The sequence below is a fragment of the Moorella sp. E306M genome, from assembly GCF_006538385.1.
Lineage (GTDB): Bacteria > Bacillota > DSM-521 > Neomoorellales > Neomoorellaceae > Neomoorella.
Map to the genome: position 1 here is coordinate 2,794,353 of NZ_BJKO01000001.1, position 11,379 is coordinate 2,805,731.

Genomic DNA, 11,379 nt, shown 5'->3' on the forward strand with positions numbered 1-11,379 from the left:
GCATCCTTTGTCCAATTGATACTTCATGACTTTATTTTACTATAAGAATCGAAATATGGCGAGATTATCTCCCTGCCTTTCATCCCCGCCCTTACGGGCGGGGACTTCCCGGCAGGGAAAGTTAAAACCGGTTAAGAATTTCGGTTTCTTTCTCCTAAAAATTGGAACATGACACCGATAACGACGCTTTACAAGCCAGCGAAGTGATTGTATAATTAAAGAATGAAATAATGAAAAATGGAAGAGAGGCATTTATAATGTTCAAACGCAGCCAGAGAGATACGGAAGACGCAAAGCTTTTACAGTTTTGGACGCCGAGCAGCTATAAAAAATTTCTGCAGATCTTGGCCACAGAGAACGAGACCACGATGGCCAACATCCTCAATACCTATATCAAATGGATGATAGAGACTGGCAACCCCCCTATAGGCTTCGACAAGACCGTACCAGAACCCTTGCGGCCGAAGCCAAAAGACCGTTAAGCAGTTTTTCTATCCCATCCCGCCTACAAAAAGGCGGTTTTTTTTATTAAGTGCTTGACAAAAAAGACGAACCATACTATAATGAAAGCAAGAAAGAATGATAGAATGATTTGATAAATGATTGAGAGGTGGTTCAAATGTGCCAGCTGTTAGGCGTCAGCTTTTCCGAGCCTAAGCCTTTCAATAAACTCTTCGCCGAGTTCCGCAAGAGGGGAGAGAGCAACCCCCACGCCTGGGGGATCGCATACTGGGCGGGCGACGGGCACGGCCCGGCGGTAATCCGCGAGGCCAGAGCCGCCAATGAAAGCCCCCTGGCCGCGGCTTTAGCTTCGACGCCCGTGCCGGCAACCGTGGTCATCGGCCACGTCCGCCTGGGCACCACCAGCGGCAAATGGTCGCTTAAAAGCACGGCCAACGCCCACCCGTTCCTCTTCCGCGTGGGCGAGACCGATTGGGCGGGGGCCCACAACGGCTACATAAGGAAAGCCGCCCCGGTCTTGCGGCGGCCGGAAGGGACGACCGATTCTGAAGCCTTCTTCTGCGCCGTGGCCGACGAATTGGAGATCAGCAAGGTCAAATTGACCGAAGAAAAGATGGACGTCATCTGCCGCGTGGCGGGGAAATACAAGGACAGCGGCAAGCTGAATTTCCTCCTTGCCGACGGCGAAAACCTGTTCTTTTCCGCGAACCACCCGGCGGCCGTCGGCGGGCTGTATTTCCGGGAAGTCAAACGCTCCGACCAGAGGGCGTTAATCGTTGCCACCCGGCCGCTCTACACGGAAGAAGGCTGGGAAGAAGCCGAACCGGGGTGGCTGTACGTGGCGAGAGAAGGGAGGGTGGTGAAGAAGCGGCGTATCGTCCCCGCGTTCACCGGGAAAACGCAATTGACGATGTTTGCCCGTGAGGAAGGGCCGCGGGTTGCCACGTCCCTGGAAGGGAAACGCCGTTACCGCTCGTACATCGATTACTGGGAAGAGCAGGTTGCCAAAAAGAAAGCGGCAAATTGTCGGTAAAATTTTAAAAGAAAGGGGAATCATTTATGAATCTCCAGGAAGCCGTAAGGCAAGTCAACGAAGCGTCGAACAGCGAGCTGGGTTTCCTCCGCGACCGCGCGAAGGGCGACGTAAGGAATCTTATCGGAAGGGAAATTATCTTCGAGGACGTCGCGGTGGTGACGAGCAAGTTCTATAATAACGAAAACGTCCTTTTCACCATTCGCGGCGACAACAGGCACTATTACCGCCTCTCCTCCGGGCCGGTAGTGGAAGCTGTGAAGAAATTGATGGAGGGCCTCACCAACGACGGAAAAGATTGGGACGCGTTGGCGGTGACGATCAGCGAGGTCCGGTCTAAGCAGGGCCGGAGGTACTACATGCTGACGGCCCGGATCCTGGAAGATGCCGACGAGCAGATCGCTCTTTAGTTTAATTTAAGGGCGGGGGCGTTAGAAAGCCGCTCGCCCTTTAAAGTTTGAATAAGGCGGTGTCGCATATCTATGCCGAAGCAAGAAAAAAACCCCATTTTCGTCTACGGCACTCTAATGAGCATCCACAGCAACCGCATGCAGCGCCTCGGCGGCGACGGGCCGTACCTCGGCGTTTTGCGCGGCTACGCCATGTACCAGGTAACGCCCGAGTTTCCGGGCATCGTTCCTGAGCCCGGCGGGAAAGTGATGGGCGAAGTGTTCTATGTTCCCCGACAAGCGTTTGCAAACCTGGACCGCTACGAGGGCGTGCCCGACCTCTACCGCCGGGAGGAAGCCGAAGTGGAGATGGCTGGGGGCGGCACGGTGCGGGCGTGGGTGTACGTCTGGAACGGCAAGCCGGAGGGCTGGAAAATACCTTTCAGCGAGCAGCCCTGGCGGCCAAAAGATTAAACTTCTGAAAAGGAAGGATGTTTATCATGCCTTCAAGTTACAAAGATCGCTTCCCGAACATCGACCGCCGCACCGTCGAGGCCACCCGCCGCCTCATCGCCGCCCGGCCCTGGCGCGGCAACCCCGGCCGGGGCGGCCGCGCCGAGTTCGAGGCGGCCTACAGAGCGTGCCGGGCGTGGCTGGAAGAGGCGAGCGCGGTCTACGGGCTGCGGGTGCCCGCTTTAAAGATGGGAACGCTGCTGGCGGCGAGGAGCGGTTTTGGATGCTACGTCCCGGACGATAACGCCATCCATCTCCCTAAGTTTTCCGTTACTACCCTGGCCCACGAATTCAGGCACGCCTGGCAGACCCAAAAACGACGGCATCAGGGGAGTGAAGAAGATGCCCGCGGGTGGTCGGTGAGCTTGATTTACCTGGCCGACCCCGCCTTTTACCGGAGGGCGGCGGAGCGGGGGTTGTTGTTTTACTGGTAGGAAGGAAGAGAAAAGCCGTCATGCAAGAAATCTTAACTTTATTTGATCTTGCCATAAATGCCATCCGGAAGAAAAAAGAAATATTTGCCAGGTTGGAGCAAGAACCGGAACTTATTCTTACCAGGCTGTTCGATCCTTCATTGCTTCACCCGTATTATGAATTCCCATTTCGTGCCGTAGAGCATTCTGAAGAATTCGGTTTGCAACGAATGTATTATCACCAGATGCAAGAACGACTGGCTGGTATAATTGCCCGTTACCTCGGCGATTTGGATTCTGAAGTGGAAATTTCTCTTAAAAACAAAAACTATTATCCTTCGTCTTGCATAATATGCTTCCAGGATTAACCAATAATAGAATTTGACTTTTATCGCCACACTTTTAAAGATTTACGGTAGGAGTATGCCGGAAATTTAGAACGAAATTTTGAATACGCTACGAAAACGGCAAGAGAAACCCGGGAAGAATTTGCCAAATGGAGCAAATGGTCTTCCGACCCAGCGTCGATGCTTGACGGCGGCGGATGGCGGGAAAAGTTGTTTTTCCTGTTTCACCGTAAACGGATCATTGCGGGGGCACGCTCCAAGGCCGAAGCGGCCCGTGCCCGCCTAATATTGGACGAAGAAAGGGCCGCCAAAGCTGGGGACAAATTGCGAAAGTACAGGGAAGTCCGGCCGGAATTGGATCATAAATACCATTTTTGGGAAAACTATTTTGTGGGGAAATTAGGGTACAGCAAATTAAAATAGGGTTCCAAAAGTTTCGCGGCAAAGGGCGCCGTTTCGCTTTATAGAATGATTTATTCTTGCCAGACCGTGCCTTTGTAAGTTATGCTAAATAAGGAAAGGGGAGTTAAAAATGGGCGATTGGAAGATGCTGGATACCGGCGGGCATGTATACGTCAGCATAAAAGACATGGTTTTAAAAGGCGATAAAGGAAAAAGGGCCGTCGGCGTGACCGCCGACGCGGTTTGCGTTTACGGCAAGCCCTACGATGACGAATGGAATTTTTTTGAGGACGAAGACAGAAGCTGGCCCTTAGAAACGCCAGAGCAAATAGCAGATTTCGTCGAGAGTTCTAAAGACATTTTTACCGAGGAACAGCAGGAGGACATATTGAAACAGAGGGATAGTTATTATTAAAAAATAAAAGGAGAATCAATGGTGCCCTTTCAAATAGGTAAAGCTGGAGCAGGGACAAGGGAAATAGCCAGAAAGAGGGCCTTGCGGATTTGTTTGGCTCTCCTGGCTCTTATCGTAATTAGTAGTGTCTTAACGTTGACAGGAAATAAACTTCTGCACCTTAATACGTGGGTTACTTCCTTATTAGGATATTTAACAATTGGAATGGGAATAGGCTTTCTGATTTCCGTTATCAAAGTTTCGACCGGGAAAGACGGGAAAGACATCGAGACTGCCATCACGCGGGCAGTTAAAGGGGCTAAAGCCGAAGAAAAGATTTCAGAAATCCTCGATGGGCTGCCGAAGAAATTTGCCGTCTTCAACGACTTTCCCTGTCCTATGGGAAATATAGACCACATCGTTGTGGGCCCTACGGGAGTCTTTGTCATCGAAACAAAAAGCCACACAGGCGAAATAACCATATCTCCGGAAGGAAAATTGCTACGAGATGGGAAACCTCTGGAAAAGGATTTTCTAAAACAAGTACTTGGTCAATGCTTCTGGCTTAAAGAAAAGATGTCCGGGCGAGGCATAAAAGTACCCTACATAAATGCGGTTGTTGTATTCACACGGGCATTCGTAAAGGTGTACCAGCCTGTTAAGGGGGTTCGAGTCGTAAACAAGAAATGGCTGCTTAATTATTTAACCGAACCCAAAAACAATCTCAATGAAGACGAACGTCACCAGGTTTTCTGGCACCTTCTCGCAATAAAATCCACGGAAAGCGGTGCTTTTCATAACGGGCAGTGAAGATTTTTTAACGACGAAGATGGATCAGTTTTTTAGGTTAATTGGAATACTAAAAAACGTTTCCCGAATTATGCCGTAAAGTCCCTGTTTGGCTATTATTTGGAAAAAACTTATTAACAAAGAGCATACAGAAAGGAGTGGGGCTTTGTTCCCTGAAAAGTGGCTTCTAGCAAAGGCCAATATCCACAAAGAACTATCAAACCTTGAAAAACTAGAGAAAGAATTGGTGCGATATAACCTATTCCCGAAGATTCAAACGGATTCCCTTGGGGGCTTCAGCCTTAGCGACGAGACCTCCCAGCGGCTAATAGGTTCCATCCTGCACGACTATTATACGGGCATAGAAAAAATCTTTAGGATTGTAGCGAAAGACATCGATTGCTCCATCCCTGAAGACGATCTATGGGATAGAGAATTACTCGATCAAATGACCCTTGAGGTGCCCGGCGTCCGTCCGGCGCTACTCTCTGCCGCAACGGCGCGGAAGCTGGAAGCGCTGCGGGACTTCAGGCAGGATTTTCGCGACCTTTATGATTTTAAACGGGCACCGGATAAAATAATGGCTCTCCTGAAAGAACTTCCGGGGCTGGCTACCGATTTTAAACAGGATCTCAAGAATTTTATCGTAAAAATGCGGCAGATTCTCGGACTTAACGAACCGTCGAATTCTGCGACTTAATTTTACCCACGCCTTAATTTTACCCATGCAATTTGTACATCTACTCTTTCCGGCAATACAACCCGCAAGCCTGGCTCCCCTGCCGGGCATTCTGCACGGCCCTATCTAAAATTTCCTTCCCGGCCAGCCAGATAAAATCCCGTGTCTGAAGTTGCCCAGGCACCCGGCGTTCCCCGGTAAAATAAATATCCAGGAACGCCGTGTCTTACGGGAAGGCATATCTTATATACCTAAAATTGACAGGCCAGGCTTGATTTCGAAACCGTGGCCAGGCGCGAATACCTGGATACCCAGCCCTTACGGGCCTTCTACCGGCGCCAGTTTATAGTTAAAATCAAGAAGGAGGAAGCCGGCCGTGAATTTAGAACGGGTTTTGAGGCGCCTCAAGAAGCTCGAAGAATATGTGAATTTCTTAAAGGAATATCAAAACGTGAGCCTTGATGAATTCCTGCATAACCATCAAATTTATTCCACGGTAGAAAGGGACATGGAGCTGGCCATTGTCTGCATCATAGATATAGGCAATTATATTATCAGCGCCATGGATTTACCCGAACCGGAAACCTATGCCGACATACCTTTAATTCTTGGTGCTGAAGGGATTATCCCGCAGGATCTAGCCCGGAAGCTGGCTGAGACAGTACGCTTTCGTAACATCCTTGTCTATGAATACATGGACATTGACCGCCGCCTGGTGTATAAACACTTACAAACTGGCCTGGACGACCTGGTAGAATTTATTTATGGCATTGGTAAATTTTTAGGAATACGGGAGTTATAGAAAGGTGCAAATTTTGTTCTCCCCAAAATATTTGCCAGCCGAAACGCGCCTGGATAAAGCAATAGCTGATGCTCTAACCGGGTATCTCAATCGCTGCCAGGATGTGGTGGCGGCGTACCTTTTTGGTTCTTACGCCCGAGGGACCAGCCGGGAGCGCAGTGATATCGACGTGGCCGTGTTATTTGCCGGCAGTGAAGAGAAATTGCAGCGTTTTGACCGCCGGCTGGAAATAATTATCGATCTGGAAAGGGTAACGGGAAAAAAGGTAGATGTCATTGACATTCAGGCGGCACCTTTACTGCTGCAACACCAGATCTTAAAGGACGGAATTTTACTGGTCGATAAAGATCCCCGTTACAGGGTGGCGTTTGAAGTTTGGTCCAGGCGCACTTATTTTGATCTGCAACCCCTTCTTCAGAGACGACATAAAAAAATTATCGCTAAAATCCTGGAGAGTGGCTGATATGGTTGATATCGAAGTTATAAGACACCGCCTGGCTTTGTTAAGTGAATATATAGCTGACCTGGAGGCAGAAAAGGAAATCGGCTTAAAAGACTTCCTGGCTGATAAACGGCTGCGCCGGTATGCTGAACGGACTTTACATCTGGCTATAGAAAGCTGCATAGATATTGCCAGCCACATTATTTCCGATGAGGGATTAAGGGAGCCACGGGATAATAAAGATATTTTTGCTGTTTTAGGTGAAGCCGGCTACCTGCCCGAGGAACTGGCTAAAAAACTTATGAAGATGGCCCAATTTCGTAACATTATTGTCCATGATTATACTCAACTTGATGCTGAGGTCATCTGGGGCATATTAAAACGCGATCTTGGTGATTTGCATCATTTTATGTTAACTATAAAAGAACGACTGGGAATTGGCTGATGGGGAAACGGTTACTGTTATTTTTTATCGTTTTCTGTTTTATGTTAAGTCTCTCCGGCACGGGGATCCGGCCGGAGGGCTGGCCCCTAGCGGCGCCTGCGGTCCGGGCGGATATCGTCGTTTACGGCGGCGGCCTGGCCGGCTGCGCGGCGGCCTGGAAGGCAGCGGCAACGGCACCGGATAGAACGGTGGTCCTAGTGGTTCCCTACCCCGAGCACGAGTACGGCGGCCTGGCTACGGTGGGCGGCCAGAACTTCTGGGACGTGCGTTACTGGGCGCGGGACGGGCGGCTGGCCCAGGGGGGGTCTTTTGCCCACTGGTTTAAAGCGGTGGGACCTTTTTACCGTACGGCAGATCTTTCGGCGCAGATTGCTGCTGACCTGGGGAGACTGCCCAATCTTCATACTTACTGGGCTATGGATATAACTGCCATCCAGAAGGACCGGCGCGGGCGGCTCAAGACCTTGGCCCTGCGGGAGCTGCAGAGGGATGCCGCCGGGACGGTAATCTGGGGTGAAGAGCGCCTAATACTTGCCGCGACCATCTTTGTCGACGCTTCGGAAGACGGGCGGCTCAGTCGCCTGAGCCATGCCGGGGTGACGGTGGGCCGCGCCGACTGGCCGGCGGATTTGCTGGCTGGGGATTTTATCGACCTTACTCTGCGACCACGCCAGCAGGCTGCTACCCTCATGTTCAAGGTGCGCGGGGTGCAGCCCGGCCGTTACCGGGATATGATTTTCCGCCAGGAGCGAGGGGTATGGTCTGCCTACGGCGGCAGGGAAGTTTACATAAACGACACGGTGGTTACCGCCTTTAACGACAGGTACGGCCCGGCGGGCTTTGCTTTAAAGCCCCTCAATGCCGTCCAGGACGGACCGGGGAACCCGGAGTGGTGGGTCAATGCCCTCCTCATCTTTAACGTCGACGGCCGGGCGAATGCCCGCGACCGCGGGCACGATGCTTATCCGGGGGATATGGCGCCGGAAGCCCTGGACACGGACACGGCCTGGCAGCGGGCGCGGGAGATGCTGGCGAATCCTGATTTCATCCGGGCACTGCGCCGCTTCGATGGCTTCCATGAGGCGGAAGTGGTGCTGGATGCGGATGGGAAACCCTTTGCCGGCGGGATGCTGTACCTGCGGGAAACGATTCATACGGTAGTCGAACCCCGGGAAGCGGGACCGGGAACGGAGGACAGCAACTACGCCCTGACCGCGGCGGCTGCACACGGCGCCGGGCCAGGTCCGGCGGAAGGCAACGACCTTGGCAATTATGTAAACCGTATCGGCCTGGGCTTTTACTGGCAGGATATCAATGCCTATCATTTCAGCGACCTTAAGGGGGGCGACGGTCGCTACCGCTGGCCGGTGACGCCTTTCTTACGGCCTGATTATCCCCGGACCATGCCGGGACCGGGCGGGTGGCCGCAGAACCCGGTCTATATCCCCTTTAACACCCTCCTCAGCCGCCCGGTGCCCAATTTGCTCATCCCCGGCTATGCGGCCAGCATCTCCTCCCTGGCCTGGGCTGAGCTGCGGGTCTTGCCCAATCAATGTGTCCTGGGGGATGCCGCCGGGGTGGCGGCGGCATACGCCGTGATGAAAGGTCGCGATCCCGGTACCTTCACCGATGCCGACGTGGCGGCCGTCCGGGAGATACTGGTGCAGTGCTTTGGTGTCCGGGTGGATAAGTAATTTTAAGTTCCGGTACAAAACAAGCCTGGTTCATAAATAACAAAAATGGAAGTCTGTGCCACCCTTGTTGACCGCAGAAAGCAGCTTTACGAAAGAGCTTTAGCGATACTCTTTACGATGCTTTCTAAGATAACTCCTTAACTATAAAATCTTTATAAGCTGGAAAATGCTTTATCAGGTGATCCATAAACTTTTCCTTATTATCGACTAATTCCTTAAATTGTTTTGCGTTTAATCCCATTTGACGAGTACATTGATCCCCTACTGTGCTTATTGATTTTAAGTCTCTCTGCTGCGCAATAATAGTTAAGGCTTTAGAATAGGTCTTACCGCTCCACATTAATTTAGCAACCTCTAGATTTGAAGAAAGTTTCATTGGGATTTTGTTTAATGGGATTGGATTAAAGCTCCCTTTAACATACATCTCCACTTCTTCTCGATTCTTAAAGTCGCCAAAGAAAGGTTCTGGTACAATAGTACATTTAGCAGCTAATGCATAATAAACTGGCCATACTGCTGGTAAATCATTTTTGTTAAAGTCAACATCCCCTAGTTGTGTCAATGCGTCATTGTACCATACGAAATAACCCTGTCCTCCAACATCATCAAGCTTCATGAGGTGATAACAAAACTCCATTTCTGCATATTTACCACTAGGTCCTTCGATGTAAAATGTGGTTCCTAATGTTTGTTCTGAAACTTTGTCCTTGTTTTTGGCTTCAGCCTCGCTCAATACAAACTCCAAAAACATCTTAACCATAAGGGTTTCTTTTTCAGGCAAGGCCTCCACCAGCCGGTATAACTCATCCTTGGAGACACTCAATGTTTGATACCCCCTCTTTGACTGTTCGCCTCTCCTCAATAAACTGTTCCAGATCTTCCTGGGCGATGCGGTAGCGGTTGCCTATCTTGGCCGCTGGCAGCTCGCCAATTTCAATCACACCTGCCGTGGCTCCTCCTGAACATGCGCGCCCCGGAGCAAGGTCTTCCCTCGCCGGCCGCGAGAACGGCGGCGTAAGCTATAGCGACCTCCTATACTGCTCGGGCAGGGCTTTATGCACGATAATCGCTATAACCCCTCCCGCCAGTGCCGTAAGCAATTGGGGGACCTGGAAAGCCTGCGCCAGCTTGGGAGGTAAGACCAGGATGAATTTCAGCGCCATACGAAGACCCCATACTTGCATACTGCGGCAGCAACGACGCCGACCCACGGGTTAAACCTTGCCAGCAGGCTGAAGACTATCACCAGCGTAGCGTTGGCCGCCATTATGAACGGCGTTACGGGCTGGGCGAGCGGGGGCACGATGCCCCGCATGAGGGCGATCCACGGCGTCAGGGCGCCTATGACGACACCGCCCCCCATGCCTACGGTTAAAGTCGCCAGGAACAGCATCGCATTTACCAGCGGGCCTGTCACCGGCTGTGGGAGCCCGACCATCTGGACTGCGACCGTCAGGGCCAGCAGCAGGGCGGTCGTAGTCAGAAACCTGGTATTTCGCCACATGACTTACCTCGCCTCCTCAGGTTTTTCCGGCTGCGTTCCTTTTTCCGCCAAACGCCTGCAGCAGCGTTTACACTTCATCCCTCATGTACCGCTTCTGCCCCGTGGGCAGGCGGACAGGGATCAGGAAGCCCTCCTGCTACCAATTCCAAAAAATGCGCTTGGTAATACGGAAGATGCCGGTTACCGCGCGGGTCAGCAGGAGTTCGTCGTGGTCAATGGTCACGGTTCATCCCTCCTGCAGTGCTTTTATTCTACAGGTTTCTGCCTTTTTCCTACCTGGGGAGGAAAATTTTGAGCGTAAAACCGAAGGCAACCCCTCAAGGCAATGTGCCTTGCCTTGATGCATGTCCCCTTCATGCGCCGGAGATGTCTCTGATAACGTTGGGCTAAGACGGGGAAAAACGCTCAAGACCACGCGGAAGGTCCGGCAGGAACTGCTTTCCACTGCAGGGCGACGGCGGCAAAATGTCTTGTCCTATAATACTTGATAAATATTTCACATTCTTACCTTTAACAGCGGTGGAATAAAAATCTAAAGAAAAAATGGGTTAAACGCATATTTTCTTAAGGCAGCCCCTGTCGTTTGGCGCAAGCGGCCGATTTTTGCCGAAGGTAAAAAAATATTTCCCGGGCATAGATGACCCTTCAGAAAGCCAGCAAGCGGCTTTAAAAAGGGTTATACAGGGTTGATATTTCCTGGAATACTCCTGGGAAAACGAGGGCAAAATTGCCGGCAAGGGGCGGCACGGCTCCGGCAAGTTATATCGAGTAGGAGGGGGCGGCTAGCCCCCGTCCCCTCACACCACCGGACATGCGGGTCCGCATCCGGCGGTTCACCAAGCTTGACGAAGACTGAGATAGCGTTCGGTTAAGCTCATGAGGCCCTGGGACTGCCAGTAGGTATTGCCCAGGGCTCTATTCATTGGCCCATGGGCCATCCGCCATGGCCCTTTGCGAGCGTTGGCGAATTCATGTACTACCCATTCTGGTAAACCCAGTGCGCGTAGTTCGCGATACCTGGTCCGTACTCGCTTCCACTGCTTCCAGAGGCACATGCGCAGCCTCCTCCGC

General features: G+C 51.6%; 19 protein-coding genes and 1 pseudogene. 15 read left to right on the forward strand and 5 right to left on the reverse strand.

All coding sequences use genetic code 11. The annotated features are described in order from the left end of the window. Positions 1-257 precede the first annotated feature (257 nt). The 10 genes from FLZ89_RS14490 (at position 258) to FLZ89_RS14535 (ending at position 5,442) form a co-directional block, all read left to right on the forward strand. Positions 258-482 carry a hypothetical protein gene (locus FLZ89_RS14490; RefSeq protein ID WP_141264487.1) on the forward strand — a complete coding sequence of 75 codons (225 nt, stop codon included), beginning with the start codon at positions 258-260 and terminating at the stop codon, positions 480-482. Positions 483-619: 137 nt separating this feature from the next. Continuing rightward, positions 620-1,495, forward strand: a complete 876-nt coding sequence (locus tag FLZ89_RS14495; protein ID WP_141264486.1) for a class II glutamine amidotransferase — start codon at positions 620-622, stop codon at positions 1,493-1,495. Positions 1,496-1,521: 26 nt separating this feature from the next. Continuing rightward, positions 1,522-1,905 (forward strand): hypothetical protein, encoded by a 384-nt coding sequence (locus FLZ89_RS14500; protein WP_141264485.1) that lies wholly within the window; start codon positions 1,522-1,524, stop codon positions 1,903-1,905. A gap of 72 nt (positions 1,906-1,977) precedes the next feature. After that, positions 1,978-2,358, forward strand: coding sequence for a gamma-glutamylcyclotransferase family protein (locus tag FLZ89_RS14505; protein ID WP_141264484.1), 381 nt, complete (start codon positions 1,978-1,980; stop codon positions 2,356-2,358). 26 nt (positions 2,359-2,384) lie between these two features. Beyond that, positions 2,385-2,831 carry a hypothetical protein gene (locus tag FLZ89_RS14510; protein WP_141264483.1) on the forward strand — a complete coding sequence of 149 codons (447 nt, stop codon included), beginning with the start codon at positions 2,385-2,387 and terminating at the stop codon, positions 2,829-2,831. Positions 2,832-2,851: 20 nt separating this feature from the next. Continuing rightward, positions 2,852-3,178, forward strand: coding sequence for a hypothetical protein (locus FLZ89_RS14515; RefSeq protein WP_141264482.1), 327 nt, complete (start codon positions 2,852-2,854; stop codon positions 3,176-3,178). A 159-nt stretch (positions 3,179-3,337) separates the two neighbouring features. Further along, positions 3,338-3,580 (forward strand): hypothetical protein, encoded by a 243-nt coding sequence (locus tag FLZ89_RS14520; RefSeq protein ID WP_141305200.1) that lies wholly within the window; start codon positions 3,338-3,340, stop codon positions 3,578-3,580. A 109-nt stretch (positions 3,581-3,689) separates the two neighbouring features. Next, entirely contained in the window at positions 3,690-3,974 is a 285-nt protein-coding gene (locus FLZ89_RS14525; protein ID WP_141264481.1) for a hypothetical protein, read from the forward strand. Positions 3,975-3,995: 21 nt separating this feature from the next. Further along, positions 3,996-4,763, forward strand: a complete 768-nt coding sequence (locus FLZ89_RS14530; RefSeq protein ID WP_216363909.1) for a nuclease-related domain-containing protein — start codon at positions 3,996-3,998, stop codon at positions 4,761-4,763. Positions 4,764-4,851: 88 nt separating this feature from the next. Next, positions 4,852-5,442, forward strand: a complete 591-nt coding sequence (locus FLZ89_RS14535) for a hypothetical protein (protein ID WP_253256507.1) — start codon at positions 4,852-4,854, stop codon at positions 5,440-5,442. Positions 5,443-5,482: 40 nt separating this feature from the next. Here the strand turns inward: FLZ89_RS14535 and FLZ89_RS16330 are convergent, their stop codons facing one another. After that, positions 5,483-5,605 carry a hypothetical protein gene (locus FLZ89_RS16330; RefSeq protein ID WP_256369523.1) on the reverse strand — a complete coding sequence of 41 codons (123 nt, stop codon included), beginning with the start codon at positions 5,603-5,605 and terminating at the stop codon, positions 5,483-5,485. A gap of 192 nt (positions 5,606-5,797) precedes the next feature. Between FLZ89_RS16330 and hepT (FLZ89_RS14540) the strand changes: the two genes are divergently transcribed. From hepT (FLZ89_RS14540) to FLZ89_RS14555, 4 genes are read left to right on the forward strand one after another with little or no spacing between them, the layout of a single operon-like run. Then, positions 5,798-6,223 (forward strand): type VII toxin-antitoxin system HepT family RNase toxin, encoded by a 426-nt coding sequence (gene hepT / locus FLZ89_RS14540; protein WP_172613648.1) that lies wholly within the window; start codon positions 5,798-5,800, stop codon positions 6,221-6,223. 31 nt (positions 6,224-6,254) lie between these two features. Beyond that, positions 6,255-6,686 (forward strand): type VII toxin-antitoxin system MntA family adenylyltransferase antitoxin, encoded by a 432-nt coding sequence (gene mntA / locus FLZ89_RS14545; RefSeq protein WP_172613649.1) that lies wholly within the window; start codon positions 6,255-6,257, stop codon positions 6,684-6,686. A gap of 1 nt (position 6,687) precedes the next feature. After that, the gene (hepT, locus tag FLZ89_RS14550; RefSeq protein WP_141264477.1) at positions 6,688-7,110 is read left to right on the forward strand and encodes a type VII toxin-antitoxin system HepT family RNase toxin; all 423 of its coding nucleotides are present in this window, start codon (positions 6,688-6,690) and stop codon (positions 7,108-7,110) included. 41 nt (positions 7,111-7,151) lie between these two features. After that, positions 7,152-8,804, forward strand: a complete 1,653-nt coding sequence (locus FLZ89_RS14555) for an FAD-dependent oxidoreductase (RefSeq protein WP_216363910.1) — start codon at positions 7,152-7,154, stop codon at positions 8,802-8,804. Positions 8,805-8,928: 124 nt separating this feature from the next. Here FLZ89_RS14555 and FLZ89_RS14560 read toward each other — a convergent pair whose 3' ends face one another. The 3 genes from FLZ89_RS14560 to FLZ89_RS15990 all read right to left on the reverse strand — a co-directional run bounded on the left by FLZ89_RS14560 (position 8,929) and on the right by FLZ89_RS15990 (position 9,967). After that, complete coding sequence (locus tag FLZ89_RS14560; protein ID WP_141264475.1) at positions 8,929-9,627, reverse strand: hypothetical protein; 699 nt, start codon at positions 9,625-9,627, stop codon at positions 8,929-8,931. Further along, complete coding sequence (locus FLZ89_RS14565) at positions 9,608-9,745, reverse strand: helix-turn-helix domain-containing protein (protein ID WP_141264474.1); 138 nt, start codon at positions 9,743-9,745, stop codon at positions 9,608-9,610. The genes FLZ89_RS14560 and FLZ89_RS14565 overlap by 20 nt, the downstream gene beginning before the upstream one ends. 78 nt (positions 9,746-9,823) lie before the next feature. After that, a complete protein-coding gene (locus FLZ89_RS15990; RefSeq protein ID WP_216363911.1) occupies positions 9,824-9,967 on the reverse strand; it encodes a hypothetical protein in 144 nt (47 codons plus the stop codon). 15 nt (positions 9,968-9,982) lie between these two features. Here FLZ89_RS15990 and FLZ89_RS15995 point away from each other — a divergent pair, with 15 nt between their 5' ends. Continuing rightward, the gene (locus tag FLZ89_RS15995; RefSeq protein ID WP_216363912.1) at positions 9,983-10,603 is read left to right on the forward strand and encodes a hypothetical protein; all 621 of its coding nucleotides are present in this window, start codon (positions 9,983-9,985) and stop codon (positions 10,601-10,603) included. A gap of 538 nt (positions 10,604-11,141) precedes the next feature. Here FLZ89_RS15995 and FLZ89_RS14580 read toward each other — a convergent pair. Next, a pseudogene (locus FLZ89_RS14580) lies at positions 11,142-11,379 on the reverse strand (group II intron reverse transcriptase/maturase); the annotation flags it as partial.

Coding starts and splice junctions, on each gene's coding strand:
- FLZ89_RS14500 (WP_141264485.1), top strand. CDS start 1,522: ATGAATCTCCAGGAAGCCGTAAGGCAAGTCAACGAAGCGTCGAACAGC.
- FLZ89_RS14505 (WP_141264484.1), top strand. CDS start 1,978: ATGCCGAAGCAAGAAAAAAACCCCATTTTCGTCTACGGCACTCTAATG.
- FLZ89_RS14515 (WP_141264482.1), top strand. CDS start 2,852: ATGCAAGAAATCTTAACTTTATTTGATCTTGCCATAAATGCCATCCGG.
- hepT (WP_141264477.1), top strand. CDS start 6,688: ATGGTTGATATCGAAGTTATAAGACACCGCCTGGCTTTGTTAAGTGAA.
- FLZ89_RS14495 (WP_141264486.1), top strand. CDS start 620: ATGTGCCAGCTGTTAGGCGTCAGCTTTTCCGAGCCTAAGCCTTTCAAT.
- FLZ89_RS15990 (WP_216363911.1), bottom strand. CDS start 9,967: ATGGCGCTGAAATTCATCCTGGTCTTACCTCCCAAGCTGGCGCAGGCT.
- FLZ89_RS14525 (WP_141264481.1), top strand. CDS start 3,690: ATGGGCGATTGGAAGATGCTGGATACCGGCGGGCATGTATACGTCAGC.
- FLZ89_RS14510 (WP_141264483.1), top strand. CDS start 2,385: ATGCCTTCAAGTTACAAAGATCGCTTCCCGAACATCGACCGCCGCACC.
- FLZ89_RS14490 (WP_141264487.1), top strand. CDS start 258: ATGTTCAAACGCAGCCAGAGAGATACGGAAGACGCAAAGCTTTTACAG.
- FLZ89_RS14520 (WP_141305200.1), top strand. CDS start 3,338: ATGCTTGACGGCGGCGGATGGCGGGAAAAGTTGTTTTTCCTGTTTCAC.
- FLZ89_RS14555 (WP_216363910.1), top strand. CDS start 7,152: ATGTTAAGTCTCTCCGGCACGGGGATCCGGCCGGAGGGCTGGCCCCTA.